At 64.9% G+C, this 16,881-nt stretch carries 17 protein-coding genes; 2 read left to right on the forward strand and 15 right to left on the reverse strand.

Features of this window, described 5'->3' with window-relative positions:
* Window positions 1–2: 2 nt before the first annotated feature.
* Window positions 3–365, reverse strand: a complete 363-nt coding sequence (locus tag AC0L3J_RS10615; protein ID WP_456765516.1) for a hypothetical protein — start codon at window positions 363–365, stop codon at window positions 3–5.
* A 266-nt stretch (window positions 366–631) separates the two neighbouring features.
* Window positions 632–2,167, reverse strand: coding sequence for a Do family serine endopeptidase (locus AC0L3J_RS10620; protein ID WP_456765517.1), 1,536 nt, complete (start codon window positions 2,165–2,167; stop codon window positions 632–634).
* Window positions 2,168–2,376: 209 nt separating this feature from the next.
* Between AC0L3J_RS10620 and AC0L3J_RS10625 the strand changes: the two genes are divergently transcribed.
* Window positions 2,377–3,213: a universal stress protein gene (locus AC0L3J_RS10625; RefSeq protein ID WP_456765518.1), complete on the forward strand. Its 837-nt coding sequence runs from the start codon at window positions 2,377–2,379 to the stop codon at window positions 3,211–3,213.
* A gap of 115 nt (window positions 3,214–3,328) precedes the next feature.
* On the opposite strand, the gene AC0L3J_RS10630 is transcribed toward AC0L3J_RS10625, so the two are convergent.
* The 9 genes from AC0L3J_RS10630 to AC0L3J_RS10670 all read right to left on the reverse strand — a co-directional run bounded on the left by AC0L3J_RS10630 (window position 3,329) and on the right by AC0L3J_RS10670 (window position 12,493).
* Window positions 3,329–3,541, reverse strand: a complete 213-nt coding sequence (locus AC0L3J_RS10630) for a hypothetical protein (RefSeq protein WP_456765519.1) — start codon at window positions 3,539–3,541, stop codon at window positions 3,329–3,331.
* A 209-nt stretch (window positions 3,542–3,750) separates the two neighbouring features.
* Window positions 3,751–4,488, reverse strand: a complete 738-nt coding sequence (gene rpe / locus AC0L3J_RS10635) for a ribulose-phosphate 3-epimerase (RefSeq protein WP_456765520.1) — start codon at window positions 4,486–4,488, stop codon at window positions 3,751–3,753.
* On the reverse strand, window positions 4,485–5,420 hold the full coding sequence (gene cbbX / locus AC0L3J_RS10640) for a CbbX protein (RefSeq protein ID WP_456765521.1): 936 nt from the start codon (window positions 5,418–5,420) through the stop codon (window positions 4,485–4,487). Before cbbX ends, rpe begins: the two co-directional genes overlap by 4 nt.
* A gap of 98 nt (window positions 5,421–5,518) precedes the next feature.
* The gene (locus AC0L3J_RS10645) at window positions 5,519–5,926 is read right to left on the reverse strand and encodes a ribulose bisphosphate carboxylase small subunit (protein WP_007594833.1); all 408 of its coding nucleotides are present in this window, start codon (window positions 5,924–5,926) and stop codon (window positions 5,519–5,521) included.
* A gap of 11 nt (window positions 5,927–5,937) precedes the next feature.
* On the reverse strand, window positions 5,938–7,398 hold the full coding sequence (locus AC0L3J_RS10650; RefSeq protein ID WP_027516500.1) for a form I ribulose bisphosphate carboxylase large subunit: 1,461 nt from the start codon (window positions 7,396–7,398) through the stop codon (window positions 5,938–5,940).
* Window positions 7,399–7,429: 31 nt separating this feature from the next.
* Window positions 7,430–8,515: a class II fructose-bisphosphate aldolase gene (fba, locus tag AC0L3J_RS10655; RefSeq protein ID WP_456765522.1), complete on the reverse strand. Its 1,086-nt coding sequence runs from the start codon at window positions 8,513–8,515 to the stop codon at window positions 7,430–7,432.
* A 14-nt stretch (window positions 8,516–8,529) separates the two neighbouring features.
* Complete coding sequence (tkt, locus tag AC0L3J_RS10660) at window positions 8,530–10,551, reverse strand: transketolase (RefSeq protein ID WP_456765523.1); 2,022 nt, start codon at window positions 10,549–10,551, stop codon at window positions 8,530–8,532.
* A gap of 16 nt (window positions 10,552–10,567) precedes the next feature.
* On the reverse strand, window positions 10,568–11,443 hold the full coding sequence (locus AC0L3J_RS10665) for a phosphoribulokinase (protein WP_027516497.1): 876 nt from the start codon (window positions 11,441–11,443) through the stop codon (window positions 10,568–10,570).
* A gap of 12 nt (window positions 11,444–11,455) precedes the next feature.
* A complete protein-coding gene (locus AC0L3J_RS10670) occupies window positions 11,456–12,493 on the reverse strand; it encodes a class 1 fructose-bisphosphatase (RefSeq protein WP_456765524.1) in 1,038 nt (345 codons plus the stop codon).
* Window positions 12,494–12,615: 122 nt separating this feature from the next.
* On the opposite strand from AC0L3J_RS10670, the gene AC0L3J_RS10675 reads away from it, so the two are divergent.
* Window positions 12,616–13,587, forward strand: a complete 972-nt coding sequence (locus AC0L3J_RS10675; protein ID WP_456765525.1) for a LysR family transcriptional regulator — start codon at window positions 12,616–12,618, stop codon at window positions 13,585–13,587.
* A gap of 257 nt (window positions 13,588–13,844) precedes the next feature.
* On the opposite strand, the gene AC0L3J_RS10680 is transcribed toward AC0L3J_RS10675, so the two are convergent.
* From AC0L3J_RS10680 to AC0L3J_RS10695, 4 genes are all read right to left on the reverse strand, one after another.
* The gene (locus tag AC0L3J_RS10680) at window positions 13,845–14,054 is read right to left on the reverse strand and encodes a hypothetical protein (protein ID WP_456765526.1); all 210 of its coding nucleotides are present in this window, start codon (window positions 14,052–14,054) and stop codon (window positions 13,845–13,847) included.
* A gap of 138 nt (window positions 14,055–14,192) precedes the next feature.
* Window positions 14,193–14,612 carry a DUF4118 domain-containing protein gene (locus AC0L3J_RS10685; protein ID WP_456765527.1) on the reverse strand — a complete coding sequence of 140 codons (420 nt, stop codon included), beginning with the start codon at window positions 14,610–14,612 and terminating at the stop codon, window positions 14,193–14,195.
* Between the two features lie 139 nt (window positions 14,613–14,751).
* Window positions 14,752–15,945 carry an MFS transporter gene (locus tag AC0L3J_RS10690; RefSeq protein ID WP_456765528.1) on the reverse strand — a complete coding sequence of 398 codons (1,194 nt, stop codon included), beginning with the start codon at window positions 15,943–15,945 and terminating at the stop codon, window positions 14,752–14,754.
* Window positions 15,946–15,997: 52 nt separating this feature from the next.
* Entirely contained in the window at window positions 15,998–16,618 is a 621-nt protein-coding gene (locus AC0L3J_RS10695; protein WP_456765529.1) for a TetR/AcrR family transcriptional regulator, read from the reverse strand.
* Window positions 16,619–16,881 lie beyond the last annotated feature (263 nt).

A 16,881-nucleotide genomic window follows, 5' to 3' on the forward strand; every position in this document is an offset into this window, starting at 1 on the left:
CGTCAGATCATGCTGCCCGGCATGAAGCAGCGGATCGAAACCCCGAACGCGGTCTTCACCGGCCACACCATGGTGCGGCCGGCCCGGTTCGGCTCGGTGATCACGGCTTCGTCCGGGACGTCGACCCACTCGCCGTCGAGCCGCACGCGATAATGTCCATTGTGCGAGTCCCAATCGGGATCGGCGACGGCAAACCCATCCGCATCTGAGCAGCACGGACCGAGATGGCTGCGCAGGCCGTCGAACCATGGCTTGAGGGGAGAGTCCGCGTAACGGCCGTCGTCACGCCCGAGAGCGTTTCCACCCCACAGCACGAATGGCGCCACGAGCAGCGCAGTCCTCAGCGAGAGCTTCAATCGATCCATGTCGGCACCGATCAAATACGAATTGCCGGCCGGCTCAGCGGCGGCAAGTTCGAAGTTCCACGCTTGCAATCGTCGGCGGCTTCATTGCCGCCGAGTCCATACGAGATCCGCAATTGTGATGGGCGAACACGGCTTTTTCGGACGAACCGGGTCATCCTCCCTGCCGTTAACGAGAATGTTATCGGCGGGCATCCGGAATCCTGAAAGCGAACAGGAAAGGCGGCCCTTGGGCCGCCTTTTTGGACTGGCGCCGATCGACGTTCGCCTTATGCGAGCGGCACCGCCACGAACCGGGTCGCCTGCGCGCTTCTGACCTGCAGCAGCACGCTGCGCTTGCCGGACGATTTCGCCTGCGCCAGCTCCGAACGGACATCGCCGATATTGGCGACGGCCTTGCCGCCGACATTGAGGATGACGTCGCCGGTCTGGATGCCGCGCTGCGCGGCCGGCCCTTGCGGATCGACTTCGGTGACGACGACGCCCTTCTGGCCGGCGCCCTGCACGTCGCCGGCCGGAGCCAGGCTGAGCCCGAGACGCGGCGGCATGCCGGCATCTGGCTGCGACTTGCCCTCGTCGGCTCTTGCCTGCCGCTCGTTCGGCAACTCGCCGAGCGCCAATGTCACCGTCTTGCTGTCGCCCTTGTGGACGACGTCGAGCTTCACGGACGTGCCCGGCGCCAGGGTGGCGATGGTGCGGGCGAGATCGCGGGAATCCTTGATCGCGGTGCCGTTGACGGCGGTGATGACGTCGCCCGCCTCGATGCCCGCCTTCGCCGCCGGGCTGCCGTCCTGCGGATTGTCGACGATCGCGCCGCGCGCCTCCTTGAGGCCGAGGCTGTCGGCGATATCCGACGTCACCGGCTGCACCTGCACGCCGAGCCAGCCGCGTGTGACCGCGCCCTTGTCCTTCAACTGTGCGATGACGAGCTTTGCGGTCGAGGCCGGAATGTCGAAGCCGATGCCGACCGAGCCGCCGGAGGGCGAGAAGATCGCAGTGTTCACGCCGATCACGTTGCCGTTCATGTCGAAGGCCGGGCCTCCGGAATTGCCCTTGTTGATCGGCGCGTCGATCTGGATGAAGTCGTCATAGGGACCGTTGCCGATGTCGCGGCCGCTGGCCGAGACGATCCCGGCGGTCACGGTGCCGCCGAGGCCGAAGGGATTGCCGACGGCGACCACCCAGTCGCCGATGCGCGGCTTCTGGTCGGAGAATTTGACGAACGGAAAATCCTTCTTGCCTTGGACCTTGATCAGCGCGAGATCCGTCTTCGGATCGGTGCCGACCACTTTCGCGCTGTAGATCGTGCCGTCGTCCATCGTCACTTGCACCGACTCGGCGTGATCGACGACGTGGTTGTTGGTCACGGCATAGCCGTCGGCGGAGATGAAGAAGCCGGAGCCCTCACCCGTGATCATCTGGCGGTGCTGGCGCGGCATCCCTTCCATGCCAGGGCCGCGGAAGCCGAATTGCCGCGAGAACTGGTCGAACGGCGATGCCTCGTCCGAATCCATCCGGTTCTGTTGCAGCATCGCGCTCTTGTCGTTGTCCTGGTCGATCCTGACCCGCACCGAGATGACGGCGGGTTTGACCTTGCTGACGAGGTCGCCGAAGCCCGGCGGTGTCGCGGCGCTCTCCGCGGCCTGGGCGGGCGCAATGAAGGAGCTCGCGCTGAACGGCGAAGAGCCGGGAGCAGTCGCCAGCACGGCCAGGCCAAGCGCGGCCACGGTGCCGAGCAGCGCAAGCCGGCGCGGCCTCAGGACCTTGCGGGACGTTGTGGTGTCGGAATTGACGCGATCGTTCATGTCGATATGTCCATGTTGGGTAAGTCGCCTTGCACCCAACATGGTGGTCGCCACCTTACAGCGTCCCGTCCACGCGATTAAATCTTGGCAAAGTAGCCGGGGCCGGCACACGTCCAAAACTCGAGGCTGCACGTTTGATGCAGCTCAACGCGGGCCCTGCGCACCGTGAAAGACTGCGGCCACCGGATGATGTCCATCGGAGGCACGTCATGTACAAAGACATTCTCGTCCACATCCCCACCGAGAGGCCGATGCGCCCGGTGATCGACGGCTCGATCTCGCTCGCAGCGGGCCTCAACGCCCATCTCGATGCAGTCGCGGTTGGTTATGTGGCAACCAGCGCGGCCTATATCATGGAGGGCGGCGCTGCCGTGGCGGCGGTGTTCGAGATGGAGCGCGAAAGCGCAGTGGAGCGGGCCGAGGCGGCGCTCGCGGTATTCAAGAGCGAAGCGATGAACGCCGGCATTTCCTACACGTGCCAACCGCTCGGGGCGATGCCGGGGGATGCGGTCGGCTTGCTCGGCGAGATGGCGCGGCTGCACGATCTCAGCATCGTGCTCCAGCCGGATCCGGCGCAAGGCTCACTCGACAACGATGTGCCCCGCGAGATCCTGTTCCAGGCGGGCGGCCCGGTGCTTTTCCTGCCGTACACCTTCCGTGGAGCGTTCAAGGCGAAACGGATCGGCATCTGTTGGGATGGCAGCCGCCTCGCCGCCCGCGCCATGCGCGACGCCGCACCGTTCCTGGCCCGCGCCGAGGAGATCGTGATCATTGCGATCAATGAGACAGACATGGTTCCCGACGAAGTCTCGACCCGTAATCTGGCAAGGCATCTCGGCCGGCGCGGACTATCGACCCGTACCGTCAACCTGTCGGCGGCGCGCTCCGACATTCAGCCGACCATGCTGTCGCTGGCAGCCGATGAGAACCTCGATCTCCTGGTCATGGGCGGCTACGGCCATTCGCGATTGCAGGAGCGATTCCTCGGCGGCGTCACCCGCGCCATGCTGGAAGCCATGACCGTCCCGACGCTGATGTCGCATTAATCGAGGGCTGATCCAGGTCGGGCCGGTCACAAGCCTTGTCGTTCGGGCTGACAACCGCGTCCTTGAGCGGTGCCGCCGTCGGCAGGTTCAGGTCATGTTCGAACAAGTTGGACCGTCACGCCGCGGCGGGCCTCTCCCACGCCGTGGCCTCGACGCCATCCTGGTCGTGTGGCGCATTGCACGCGTCGAAATGCGCCTTGAGTTCGACTTCGGCGAGATATTCGAAATGTTCGGCCTGGCCGAGCAGTTCCCAGCTCTGGAGCGGCCGGTAGGCGGCCTGCTGACGACAGAGGGACGCTAGCGCGCGGTAGCGACGTACGTTATCCATCAGACCCTCCCTCGCATTCACAGAGCTTATTGCCCTTATTTGCGTCAGGCCGATGGCGGTTGTGCAAAAGATTTGCTGCGCCCGCCGCGCGCTAGACGCGCTTGTTTTTAGGCAAACGCGTGTTCGGGCGAAAGTTCCAATCAGCGCGGACTCAATATGTCCGGGCCCAGCCATTCGGGTAGGGGCTCGCTCCGCCTGTATCCCATAGCCTACCGGATGAGCGCGGGCTCGCCGGCCCGGATCGTCTGCACCGAACTCTGTTGCAGCTTCGGAACCCTGCCCGCTTCCGCAGCCGCGCGGATGGCCGCAATGTTGCCGGCATAGTCCGCGCTGCTCCTGCCGCGAAACACGGCGGAACCCGCCACAAGCGTATCGGCGCCCGCAGCGGCCACGGCCGCGGCATTGTCGCGCGTGATCCCGCCGTCAACCTCGAGCCGGATCGGCCGGTCGCCGATCATGCTTCGAATGCGCGCGATCTTCTCGAGCTGGGACCCGAGGAAGGACTGGCCGCCAAAACCCGGATTGACCGTCATCACCAGGACGAGATCGAGACGATCGAGCACATACTCGATCGCGCTTTCGGGAGTGGCCGGACACAGGCTGACACCGGCTTTCTTGCCGAGCGCGCGGATGGCCTGGAGCGAGCGATCGAGGTGCGGACCGGCTTCGGCATGCACCGTGATGACATCCGCGCCGGCCTTCGCGAACGCCTCGAGATAGGGATCGGCCGGCGCGATCATGAGATGCACGTCGAAGATTTTCTTCGTCAGCGGCCGGATCGCCTTGATGACGTCCGCGCCATAACTGATGTTCGGGACGAAATGCCCGTCCATGACGTCGCAATGAATCCAGTCGGCGCCCGCAGCGTCGATCGCCACGATCTCCTCGCCGAGGCGCGCGAAATCCGCAGCCAGGATCGACGGCGCGATGAGGATTTCTCTGGTCATGGCTTCGCACTCCCCCGCGCGTCCGCACCGCCGCTGAAGACGCGGCTCGCCAGGACGTCCATGGGATCGATGGTTTCGAGGTCGGCGATCTCGAGCATGCGGTCGAGATCGGACACCAGGCGATCGGCCTGCCGCAGCCGGATGCGGTCGACGGCGTTGCGGATCGAGCGCGCATTGGAGAAGAACGGCTGCGTCCGGCGCAGCGCGATGTATTTCTCGAACGCCTCACGCGCCGCCTTCGACAGGCGATAACCCCGTTCCTTCAGCATCAGCTCGGCGATGACGAGCAGCTCGGCTTCCGCATAGTCCGGAAAGTCGATGTGGTGGGCGATGCGCGAACGGAAGCCGGGATTGGAGGCGAAGAAGCTCGTCATCCGCTCGCCATAGCCGGCAAGGATCACAACGAGGTCCTCGCGCTGGTTCTCCATCACCTGGAGCAGAATCTCGATCGCCTCCTGGCCGTAGTCGCGCTCGTTGTCCGGCCGATGGAGATAATAGGCCTCATCGATGAACAGCACGCCGCCCATCGCCTTCTTCAGGATCTCCTTCGTCTTGGGCGCGGTGTGGCCGATATACTGGCCGACGAGATCGTCACGCGTCACCGAGATCACCTGCCCGCGCCGCACGAAACCGAGGCCGTGCAGGATCTTTGCCATGCGCAGCGCGACGGTCGTCTTGCCGGTGCCGGGATTGCCGGTGAACGACATGTGCAGCGTCGGCGGCGACGAAGCCAGTCCCGCGCGCTGCCGGATACGTTCGATCAGCAAGAGCGACGCGATCTGGCGCACGCGGTTCTTCACCGGCTTCAATCCGATCAGCTCCTGCTCGAGCTGTTGCAGCGTGCCGGTGATTCCAGCCTCTTCGGCCTCCTTGCGGAGATCGAAACTGGTCTCGCCGGGCTCAGTGGTCATTGCATGGGAAACATCCAGCATCGGCACCTCGAAGAAAAGGGCTTCGCCGCGGGAGAGCGGCGAAGCAGTGGTCCGCCAAGGAAACGGAGCAGGGAGTGCTCCGCGCGGAGGAGAATGAGTTAGGTTGGCGCGTGCGCGGGCTGCCGGCGCACGGTGGTGTAGCGGATCGCGCGTCCGCCCACCTCCTGCCGCACAAGCTCGAACTCGGCCTCCTGCGGCGGGCGGTTGACGATGAACGAGATCCGCACCGACTCCCAGCCATGGCTGGAGTCGAAGCCGCTGAGACGGATGTAGCGGTCACCATACACTCTGCGGCATTCGGCGAGCTCCATCATCACGCCGGCGGCGTCCTGGAGATCGAACATCGGCAGGCCCCACATCTCCCAATAGGTGTTGCGGGGATGCGGATCGTCGGTGAACTCGATGTTCACGGCCCAACCGTTGGTCAGGCAATACTGCACCTGCTTGGTGATCTGGTCGTCGGTCAGATCGGGCAGGAACGAGAAGCAGCCTTGGGTCAGCTTCATGTCAAATCTCCTCAAACGGTTTCGAGTGCGGTCGGCACGAAGTCCGGCGTGTCGGTGGATTCATAATTGAAGGAGACGTCCTTCCAGACCTCGAGCGCAGCTTTCAGCGGCGTGCAGGTCTCGGCCGCCCTGGCCAGGATCTCCGGACCTTCGTGGACATAGTCGCGGCCCTCGTTGCGGGCGAGGATCATCGCTTCCAGCGCCACGCGGTTGGCGATCGCGCCGGCCGCGATGCCCATGGGATGGCCGATGGTACCGCCGCCGAACTGCAGCACGACGTCCTCGCCGAGCAGGTCGAGCAGCTGGTGCATCTGGCCAGCGTGGATGCCGCCGGAGGCCACCGGCATCATCTTGTTCAGGCTCGCCCAGGACTGGTCGAAGAACAGGCCGTGTTCGAGCTTGGTTGGGTTGAAGTCTTCGCGGCAGACATCGTAGTAGCCGCGCGTGGTGTTAGGATCGCCTTCGAGCTTGCCGACCACCGTGCCGGCATGGATGTGATCGACGCCGGCAAGCCGCATCCACTTGGCGATGACGCGGAACGACACGCCGTGGCTCTTCTGCCGCGTGTAGGTCGAGTGACCGGCGCGATGCAGATGCAGGATCATGTCGTTGCGCCGCGCCCATTTCGCCATCGACTGGATTGCGGTGTAGCCGATCACGAGATCGATCATGACGATGCACGATCCGAGCTCCTTCGCGAACTCGGCGCGCTCATACATGTCCTCCATCGTCCCCGCGGTGATGTTCAGGTAGGTGCCCTTGGCCTCGCCGGAGGCCGCCTGCGCGCGGTTCACCGCTTCCATGCAATAGAGGAAGCGGTCGCGCCAGTGCATGAAGGGCTGCGAGTTGATGTTCTCGTCGTCCTTGGTGAAGTCGAGCCCGCCCTTCAGCGCCTCGTAGACCACGCGGCCGTAATTGCGGCCCGAGAGGCCGAGCTTCGGCTTCACGGTCGCGCCGAGCAGCGGCCGGCCGAACTTGTCGAGCCGCTCGCGCTCGACCACGATGCCGGTTGCCGGCCCCTGGAACGTCTTCACATAAGCGACCGGGAAGCGCATGTCTTCCAGACGCAGCGCTTTCAGCGGCTTGAAGCCGAACACGTTGCCGATGATCGAGGCCGAGAGGTTGGCGATCGAACCAGGCTCGAACAGGTCGAGGTCATAGGCGATGTAGGCGAAATACGAGCCCGGCGTGCCCGGCACCGGATCGACGCGGTAGCATTTGGCGCGATACTTCTCGGCGGCGGTCAGGCGATCGGTCCACACCACCGTCCAGGTCGCGGTCGAGGATTCACCGGCGACTGCGGCCGACGCCTCGATCGGGTCGACCCCCTCTTGCGGCGTAACGCGGAACAGCGCGATGACATCGGTGTCCTTTGGCACGTAGTCAGGCTCCCAATAGCCCATGCGCTTGTATTCCATGACGCCCGATCGATATCTTTCCTTGCCGCGGACGGTTCCTGCATGTGCATTCATGGCTCTCTCCTGCTCTTCTCTCTCTGAATGATTAGGCCGCGACGGGCTCGCGAGCGTCGACGCGCGGATCGAGTTCTCCGGCGCGGTAGCGCCGCGCCATCTCGCTCAAGGGAATGACCTTGATCTTGCTTGCGTGGCCAGCGGTCCCGAACTGCTCGAAACGCTCGCGGCAGAGCTCGCGCATCGCATCCATCGCGGGCTTGAGGAATTTGCGCGGATCGAACTCGGAGCGCGTTTGCGCCGCGACTTTGCGGAACACCGCGGTCATCGCCAATCGGCAGTCGGTGTCGATGTTGACCTTGCGCACGCCGCTCTTGATGCCGCGAACGATCTCCTCGACCGGCACGCCCCAGGTCTGCGGCATCTCGCCGCCGAACTGGTTGAACATGTCCTGGAGCGGCTGCGGCACCGAGGAAGAGCCGTGCATCACGAGATGCGTGTTCGGCAGCCGGCGGTGGATCTCCTCGACCACCCGCATCGCCAGAATGTCACCATCCGGCTTGCGGCTGAACTTGTAGGCGCCGTGCGAAGTGCCCATCGCGATCGCGAGCGCATCGACCTTGGTGGCGCGGACGAAGTCGACCGCCTGGTCTGGATCGGTCAACAGCTGGTCGTGGCTGACCGTGCCTTCGACGCCGTGACCATCCTCCTGTTCGCCGCCGCCATGTTCGAGCGAGCCGAGCACGCCGAGCTCGCCTTCGACGGAGGCACCGACCCAATGGCCGAGATCGACGACGCGGCGAGTGATCGCAACGTTGTAGTGGTAATCAGCCGCGGTCTTGGCGTCGGCCTTGAGCGAGCCGTCCATCATCACCGAGGTGAAGCCATGGGCAATTGCGGAGGCGCAGGTCGCTTCGTCATTGCCATGGTCCTGGTGCATGCAGAGCGGGATGTCCGGATAGGTCCGCTCCAGCGCGTCGATCATGTGCGAGAGCATGAGGTCGCCGGCATAGCTGCGTGCGCCGCGCGAAGCCTGGATGATGACGGGCGCGTCGACCTCGGCCGCCGCCTGCATGATCGCGATGCCCTGCTCCATGTTGTTGATGTTGAACGCCGGCACCGCGTAACCGTGACTGGCGGCGTGGTCAAGTAGCTGACGAAGGGTTATACGGGCCACGACAATTCCTCCTGTTATTGCTTGCTTGTGCGGGCCATCGCCCGCCGGGCGGCTTCCGCAACGCTTTGCGGCGTGATGCCGAATTCGCGGTAGAGCACTGGCGCGGGCGCCGAAGCACCGAAGCCGCGCATGCCGACGAATTCGCCGTCAGTGCCGATCCAGCGATGCCAATCGCCGGCAACTGCCGCCTCGATGCCGATCCGTGGCGCGGTGCCGAGCACGGCAGCGCGGTAGTCCTCCGGCTGCTCCTCGAACAACGCGAAGCAGGGCGCGGAGACGACGGCCGCGCGGACGTGCTCGGTGGCGAGCAGGCGGGCCGCCTCCAGCGCAATAGACACTTCCGAACCCGTTGCGATGAGCGTCACGTCGCGGCCGCCGTCCGGCGAAACGATGAGATAGGCGCCCCGTGCGACGCGGTTCTTACCGCGGACATCGCTGCGGAAGGTCGGCAGGGCCTGACGGGACAGGCACAGCACGGAGGGACGATTTTCAGATTGGAGCGCGCAGTCCCATGCTTCCAGCGTCTCAACCGCGTCGGCCGGCCGGAACACAAGCAGGTTCGGAATGACGCGAAGCGCTGCGAGATGCTCGACCGGCTGGTGCGTGGGGCCGTCCTCACCCAGGCCAATGGAGTCGTGGGTCATCACATGAATGACGCGGATCCGCATCAAGGCCGCAAGGCGGATCGCTGGCCGGCTGTAGTCGGAGAAGGCGAGAAAGGTGCCGCCATAGGGGATGAAGCCGCCGTGCAGCGCGAGGCCGTTTATCGCGGCGGCCATGCCATGCTCGCGGATGCCGTAATGGATGTAATCGCCGGCGAACGCGCCGCGCTTGACGGGGGTCTGCGCCTTGGCATGCGTCAGGTTCGAGTGCGTCAGGTCCGCCGAGCCACCGACAAATCCTGGGATCGTCCCTGCGATGCCGTCGAGCACCTGTTGCGAAGCCTGCCGCGTCGCGAGCTTTGGACGCTCGGTGGCAAAGCGTTCGCGTAATTTCGCCGAGGCCTGGGCATAGGCGTTCGGCAGGGCAACCGCCTTGCCCTCGATAAACAGGTCGCGCTGCTCGGGCGTCGCGCATTCATAGCGATCGAGCCACGCGAGACGCTCGACCTGGCCGCGCTGCCCGATCATCCGCCATGCTTTCAGGATCGTGACAGGCACCACGAAGGGCTGATAGTCCCAGCCGAGCGCTCGCCGCGCGGCGGCCGTCTGCTCGGTGCCGAGCGGCGCGCCATGCGCCTTCTCGGTGCCCTGACGATCCGGCGCGCCGTAGCCGATGATGGTGCGGCAAGCGATCAACGACGGTCTTGTGCTCTCACGCTCCTCGGCGATCGCCTGCGCAACTGCTTCGGGATCGTGCCCGTCGACACGGCGCACCGACCAGCCAGAGGCAGCGAAGCGCGCGAGCTGGTCGTCGGAGGTCGCAAGCGAGGTCGGGCCGTCAATGGATATGCCATTGTCGTCGAACAGCACGATCAGGCGACCGAGCCCGAGATGGCCGGCGAGCGAGATCGCTTCCTGGCTGATGCCTTCCATCAGGCAGCCGTCGCCGGCGATCACATAGGTAAAGTGGTCGACGAGGCCATCGCCATGCCGCGCATTGGCCATGCGCTCGGCGAGGGCCATGCCGACCGCGGTCGCAATCCCCTGCCCCAGCGGACCAGTCGTCGTCTCGACGCCCGGCGTATGGCCATATTCCGGATGGCCCGGCGTCTTCGAGCCCCATTGCCTGAGGGCCTTGATGTCGTCGAGGCTGACGTCGCCGCCGGTGAGATGGAGCAATGCATAGAGCAGCATCGAGCCGTGGCCCGCCGACAGCACGAAGCGATCCCGGTCCGGCCAATGGGGATGAGCCGAGTCGAATTTCAGGAAGCGCGAGAACAGCACGGTTGCGACATCGGCCATGCCCATGGGCAGGCCAGGATGGCCGGATTGCGAGACTTCGATGGCGTCGACCGCGAGGAAGCGGACCGCGTTGGCGAGATCGTTGTGCGTGACCGCCGTGAGGTCGGCGTCGGCGTGGACGGAGATGTTCATCGGATCCTCCCCTCGTTCACTTCAGGTTTCGCTTGCGCTCGATGAGCTGCATGATCAGCGGCGTCAGGATCAGCTGCATGGCAAGATCGAGCTTCGCGCCGGGGCACACGATCGAATTGGCACGCGACATCCAGCTTTGCGGCAGCATCGAGAGCAGGTAGGGGAAGTCGATGCCGCGCGGGTTCTTGAAGCGGATCACGACCATCGATTCGTCCGGCGTCGGGATCCAGCGCGCGATGAATGGATTGGAGGTGTCCACCGTCGGCACCCGCTGGAAGTTGATGTCGGTCTCGGAGAATTGCGGACAGATGTAGTGGATGTAGTCGGGCATCCGCCGCAGCACGGTGTCGGTGACGGCCTCAGTCGAATAGCCTCGCGCACTGCGGTCGCGGTGCAGCTTCTGGATCCATTCGAGATTGATGACGGGCACGACGCCGATCTTGAGGTCGGCATAGCGCGCGACGTTGACCTTGTCGGTGACGACCGCGCCGTGCAGGCCCTCGTAAAACAGCAGGTCGGAGCTCTCCGGCAGCCGTTTCCATTCGGTGAAGGTGCCGGGTGCGGCGCCATGCAGCGCGGATTCCTCGGCATCGTGGACATAGTGCCGCGTCGTCGCCGTACCGGTCTCGCCATAGTCGCGGAACGCCCGCTCCAGCTCCTCGAACAGATTGGTCTCGGGGCTGAAATGGCTGAAATGCCTGTTGCCGCGATCGGCCTCCTTCGCCATCTGCGTGCGCATTTCCACGCGATCGTAACGATGGAAGGCGTCGCCTTCGATGTAGGCGGCGTTGACCTTCTCGCGGAAGAATATCTGTTCGAAAGTCTTCTTGACCGACGTGGTGCCGGCGCCGGAGGAGCCGGTGATGGAGATGATCGGATGCTTCCTGGACATGGGATGCCTCGCTTACAGCCGGAAGAAGCCGCGCCGCGCGAACAGCGGTGCGGAGACGCTGGCGACCAGCAAGGGATCGCAATGGAGTTCCTCGACGCGCTGCACCTCGTTGCTCGAGCCCATGATCAGCGGCACGCGCTGATGCAGGCTCTGCGCTGAGAGGTCGAGGATGCGTTCGCGCCCAGTCGACGCCGAGCCGCCGGCCTGCTCGACGATGTAAGCCATCGGGTGCGCCTCGTAGACGAGGCGCAGGCGGCCGTCGCCGTAGCCCGGCCGTGCATCGGAGGGATAGAGGAACACGCCGCCGCGGGTGAGGATGCGATAGGCCTCGGCAACCAACGAGCCGACCCAGCGCATGTTGAAATTGTGGTTGGCCTGCCCTTCCACACCGGCGAGGCATTCGTCGACGAAGGCGCGCACCGGCTGTTCCCAATGCCGGCGGTTCGAGGCGTTGATCGCGAACTCCTCGCAGGTCTCGGAGATCTGCACGGCGCTGCGCGCGAGACGGAAGCAACCGGACTTGCGGTCCAACGTGAAGATATCGACGCCCTCGCCAAGCGTCAGCACCAGCGAGGTCTGCGGGCCGTAGGTGACGAACCCCGCCGCGAGCTGCGCCGAGCCGCGCTGATGGAAGGCGAGCGCGAGATCATCGGGCGCCGGCAGGATCGAGAAGATCGTGCCCACGGTCATGTTGATGTCGATGTTGGAGGAGCCGTCGAGCGGATCGACCGCGACGCAGATCTTGGCCGCGCGGTCGCCGATCTGAGGTTCGCGCATCTCCTCTGATGCCAGTGCCGCGATCGGCAGCTTGGCGAGACAGCGGCGCAGGATCGCATCCGCCTGCACGTCAAGATCGCGCTGGACATCACCGTCGCTGTTGCGGCCGGTGGTCAGGCCGGAGGCGTCCGCAAGGTCTCCCGTGGCGATGAGATCGGCGATCTCGATCGCGGCTGCCGCGATGGCGTCGACCGCAGCTGCCACGGCCAGCGCATGCGGTGCCGTTTCTGAATACCGCTGAAGGTGGTCGTCCAGCCTGAGTTGCCCGGTCATCTGCGTCCATCCCCTTTGCTGGTGCCGTATCCAGTTCCCTCCTCGCTGGAGGTCCGGTGCGGTCAGTGCCAACAACGATGAGATTGACAGGGCCGGCTTAATAAGGAAAATTTCTATTCATAATGACCGCCAAAGAATTATCTTATAATGCCCACTCGGCGGCACAGCTCCGGCATCTCACGATCCGGCAGCTTCGCTCGCTCGCTGCGCTCGCGGCCAAGGGCAGCGTCACGGCAGCCTCCAGCCAGCTCGGCCTGACGCAGCCGGCCGTGACCCAGCAACTGCGCCAGCTTCAGGATCTCGCCGGCCTGCCGCTGCTGCAGCGGACCGGCGACGGCATGCTGCTGACGGAAGCGGGCAAGGAGGTGCTTACCCTCGCCGAGCGCGTCGAAGCCGCAATCACCGACTGCCAGGGTTCGCTCGACCTGCTTGCGGGGCGAACCGGCGGCACGGTCCATCTCGGCGCTGTCTCGACCGCAAAATATTTTGTGCCGCACGCGATCGCGGCATTCTCGAAGCGGTATCCGAAGATCGAGCTCAAGCTCACTGTCGGCAATCGCGAGGAGATCCGCGAGGCCATGCACGGCTACGATCTCGATTTCGCGGTGATGGGTCGGCCGCCGGCCGATGTCAGCGTCGACGTCCGGCAGCTCGGACGCAATCCGCACATCATCGTCGCGCGCAAGGGGCACTGGCTGGAGAAGGATTCCGGCCTCAACCTCACCGACCTCGTGCATGAGACCTTCCTCACCCGCGAGCCCGGCTCGGGCACGCGGACGCTGATGGAAGGCATGTTCCAGAGGTCGGATCTCGAGCCGATCATCGGCATGGAGATGAGCAGCAACGAGACCATCAAGCAGGCGGTCATCGCCGGGCTCGGCATCGCCTTCATCTCGGCCCACACCGTGGCGCACGAGCTCACCGAGGGCCGGCTGATCGTGCTCGACGTCGCGGGCCTGCCGATCGTGCGGCAATGGTACGTGATCCGCCGCAGCGACAAGGTGCTGTTGCCGCCGGCCCAGGCGATGTTCGATTTCTTGGGATCGGAGGGGTCGAACTATCTGCCCGAATTGCCCGAATTCGGCGCGAGATAGCCTGCCGGAATTCAGCCCATCAGCTTCATCGCGACCGTGGCCGCGAGAATGACGATGATCTGGACCAGGCGCTCGGTCGTGAAGATGCGGTTGAAGGTGGTCATCGCTTGCCCCGGCCGAATTGGGATGTCTCTGTCGGGACGTTGCTAGCATAGGCGGGCGTCGAGATAACTCCGTAGTCGACCCGTGTTTTCCGTGCACGACCCGACGACCGACTCGTCGGCGAGCCTGCCCAAGGCCGCGCCGATGGTTAACGATCAGGCCGCACGGGTCGCAGCGTAATCCATGCGCGCGGCGAAATAGGCTTCCAGCTCCAGCAGCGCCCGTGCTTCCCAATCCTTCGCCTGCTCGAGCAGCGACCAGCTCTGGCCCGGACGGAATGCAGCAGTCTGGCGATAGAGCGACGCGATACCGCGGTAGCGGCGCACGTTCTCCAAGATGGCGTGACCGGTTATTGGGCCGTTCATGTCCGAAAACTCCCTCGTCATTCCCGGGGGAGAAATTGCGGCCAAATCTTTTTCGAAAAGTTAGCGCCGCGCGGCAAGCGCGCGAATGGTTTCCGGACTGTTGCCCGCGCGCAACGTGCGCGGCCGTACAAGGCCGATCTATTGCGAATTCGTTGCCGCGCTCTCGCTGCGCGGCTTCAATCCGCCGCGGCTGATGATCGCCATCGTCGCGCGGCAGAGATCGGCGAGGCCGATCACCAGCACGGCGAGCAGGCAGAACAGTTTGATGGAATCGGCATGCGCGCTGGTCAGTGAATTGAACTCGAAGAAGGGCGGCATGAACGCCCACCACACCAGCGGAATGGTGAGCACCGCTGCCAACGCCGCCGTCGGTGCGCCCGCGACAATGCCGAGCACGAACAGGCTCGGCAGGAACGCCGCGAAATAGAGTTTTGCGCCGAGCGCGACACAGACGCCCTGGAGCGCAGCCGACATCGCGACAACGACGAATCCAAGCAGAAACGCCTGCCACGACCATGGTCGTACCCGCGGTACGCCAACCAGCCCCGCACGCCTCATCAGCCTCCCCCTGCCGCCCGTTAACCAGGCTCGCTTGCGACCAAAGTACTACAGCGGCAGGGAAACTGCGAGGTGGAAATTGCCGGCCGGACGGCCTTGGTAAACGGGCCGAATCGCACAATTTAGGCGACCGTGGCCCCTACTCGGTGGCCGCATAGACCAGGCCTGCGACGGGCAGCGCGAGGCCAATGGCCGATGCCAGCGTCCAGCCGCCTTGCGCGAACGCCCAGGCGCCGACCGCCGAGCCCGCCGCGCCCGCGGTGAAGAACGTCGCCATGTAGAGGCCGTTGAGGCGGCTGCGGTGCTCATGCCCCAGCGCGAAGATCGCGCGGAAGCCGAGCACGACGTTGCCCTGCACGCCGATGTCGATCGCGATCGCGGCCACGACCAGGCAGGCGAGGTTCAGCACCGATCCGGGCGCGCCGACATGCGTGATCAGGAAGCCCACGGCCGCGAGCAGCAGCGCGACCAGTGTTGCCATGCGGCTGTGGCCGCGATCGGCAAGCCGCCCCGCGATCGGCGCCGCGAACACGCCGGCGACACCGGCGAGCGCGAACAGCGCGATGCCGCGCTGGGTGAAGCCGAACTCGCTCGCGAGCAGCAGCGGCGTCACGGTCCAGAACAGGCTGAAGGCGCCGAACAGGCTGGCCTGGTACAGCGCGCGGCGGCGCAGCAGTGGCGTGGTCCGCGCCAGATGCGGCATCGACAGCAGCAACTCGCCGTAATGCATCCGCGCGACCGGCTTGCGCTTCGGTAGCGTCATCCAGAGCACGGCTGCGAGCACGATCATCAGTGCGGCCGAGCAGAAGAACACCGCGTGCCACGACAGCATCGCCGTGACGAAGCTCGACACCGGCCGCGCCAGCATGATGCCGAGCATCAGGCCGGTCGAGACATTGCCGACGACGCGGCCGCGAATGGCCGCCGGCGCGAGATGCGCCGCATAGGGAATGATGATCTGCACCGCGACCGAGCCGAGCCCGATGAACAGCGCGGCGATCAGGAACGGCAGGGCGTGGGACGCGACCCCCGCGGCAAGCAGGGCTGCCGCGCCGAGCGTGATGACGGAGCAGATCAGGGTGCGGTTCTCGACGAGGTCGCCGAGCGGCACGATGAAGAGAAGCCCCACGCCGTAGCCGATCTGCGTCATCGTGACGATCAGTCCCGCCGCTTCATGCGACAGGCCGAGCGCGGCGCTGATCGGGGCGATCAGCGGCTGGGCGTAATAGATGTTGGCGGCGACCATGCCACAGGCCGCGGCAAGCACGAAGGTCAGTCGCTGCGACACCGCATCCGGCTCGGGGGCGGTCTCGATCGTCGCATTCATCGTCATTCACATAGTCTCGAGATATAGGAAACGCTTGTTTCCTAATATGACAAAAAATTCAGGCGAGCAGCTTCATCGCGACGGCGACCAGGCGCTTGCCGTCGAGCGAAAGGCGCGCCTTGCCGACGACGCGCAGACCCTGCGTGATGCAGATCATCAGCCGCGCGGTGTCGTCGGCGGCGACATGGCGGGGTATAGAGCCGTCAGCCTGCCCCTCGCGAATGAGGCCGGCGATGAAGCCTTCGTTGGTCTCGAGCCGCGCGCTGACGAGGGCGGCCACCACCGGATCGACCGCGGACAATTCGACCGCGCTGCCGACCACGAGACAGCCGCGCCGCCCCTCGCTGCCCTGGGAATGCTCTACATACGACAATAGCAGGTTGCGCAGCCGCTCGCGGCCGTTGGCGCCTTTCGCCGCGGCGCTACGGGTCTGCTCCTGACGCAGAGCGACGTAGCGCTCGAAGGCGGCGAGAAACACCGCATGCTTGTCGCGAAACGCCTTGTAAACGCTGCCGGTCGCCAGCCGCATCGCCGCGGTGAGATCGCCGATCGAGGTGGCATGATAACCGCGCTCGGAAAACACGCGGACGGCCCTGTCGAGCGCAGTATCCATGTCGAACTCCCGGGGACGGCCGGGCGGACGGGCAATGGGCTGGGATTTGCGGGCGGCTTTTTGCATTGCGGGATAATAGGGAATGGTTGTTTCCGAATAAAGACACTCGAAAAACAATTGGTTGTGATGGGGTGTGGGTCAAACTGATGACCACCAATTCCGGCGTCGTCCTGGCGAAGGCCAAGACCCATTACCCAGGGAGGAGTTTGGCCCACACTCTCTCCACATCGTCATTGCGAGCGTAGCGACTTGTCCGCCGAAGCTTTAGCGAAGGCGGAAGCAATCCAGAATCCCTCCGCGGCGGCAGACTGGATTGCTTCGCTGCGCTC

The organism is Bradyrhizobium sp. Kon37 (assembly GCF_055807535.1).

What these genes read in the sequence shown, in the direction of transcription:
- AC0L3J_RS10680 (WP_456765526.1), bottom strand. Translation starts at nt 14,054, where the DNA reads ATGAACGGCCCAATAACCGGTCACGCCATCTTGGAGAACGTGCGCCGC.
- AC0L3J_RS10665 (WP_027516497.1), bottom strand. Translation starts at nt 11,443, where the DNA reads ATGTCCAGGAAGCATCCGATCATCTCCATCACCGGCTCCTCCGGCGCC.
- AC0L3J_RS10625 (WP_456765518.1), top strand. Translation starts at nt 2,377, where the DNA reads ATGTACAAAGACATTCTCGTCCACATCCCCACCGAGAGGCCGATGCGC.
- AC0L3J_RS10620 (WP_456765517.1), bottom strand. Translation starts at nt 2,167, where the DNA reads ATGAACGATCGCGTCAATTCCGACACCACAACGTCCCGCAAGGTCCTG.
- rpe (WP_456765520.1), bottom strand. Translation starts at nt 4,488, where the DNA reads ATGACCAGAGAAATCCTCATCGCGCCGTCGATCCTGGCTGCGGATTTC.
- tkt (WP_456765523.1), bottom strand. Translation starts at nt 10,551, where the DNA reads ATGAACATCTCCGTCCACGCCGACGCCGACCTCACGGCGGTCACGCAC.
- AC0L3J_RS10685 (WP_456765527.1), bottom strand. Translation starts at nt 14,612, where the DNA reads ATGAGGCGTGCGGGGCTGGTTGGCGTACCGCGGGTACGACCATGGTCG.
- AC0L3J_RS10615 (WP_456765516.1), bottom strand. Translation starts at nt 365, where the DNA reads ATGGATCGATTGAAGCTCTCGCTGAGGACTGCGCTGCTCGTGGCGCCA.
- AC0L3J_RS10690 (WP_456765528.1), bottom strand. Translation starts at nt 15,945, where the DNA reads ATGACGATGAATGCGACGATCGAGACCGCCCCCGAGCCGGATGCGGTG.
- AC0L3J_RS10645 (WP_007594833.1), bottom strand. Translation starts at nt 5,926, where the DNA reads ATGAAGCTGACCCAAGGCTGCTTCTCGTTCCTGCCCGATCTGACCGAC.
- AC0L3J_RS10695 (WP_456765529.1), bottom strand. Translation starts at nt 16,618, where the DNA reads ATGCAAAAAGCCGCCCGCAAATCCCAGCCCATTGCCCGTCCGCCCGGC.
- AC0L3J_RS10675 (WP_456765525.1), top strand. Translation starts at nt 12,616, where the DNA reads ATGACCGCCAAAGAATTATCTTATAATGCCCACTCGGCGGCACAGCTC.
- AC0L3J_RS10630 (WP_456765519.1), bottom strand. Translation starts at nt 3,541, where the DNA reads ATGGATAACGTACGTCGCTACCGCGCGCTAGCGTCCCTCTGTCGTCAG.
- AC0L3J_RS10670 (WP_456765524.1), bottom strand. Translation starts at nt 12,493, where the DNA reads ATGACCGGGCAACTCAGGCTGGACGACCACCTTCAGCGGTATTCAGAA.
- AC0L3J_RS10650 (WP_027516500.1), bottom strand. Translation starts at nt 7,398, where the DNA reads ATGAATGCACATGCAGGAACCGTCCGCGGCAAGGAAAGATATCGATCG.
- cbbX (WP_456765521.1), bottom strand. Translation starts at nt 5,420, where the DNA reads ATGCTGGATGTTTCCCATGCAATGACCACTGAGCCCGGCGAGACCAGT.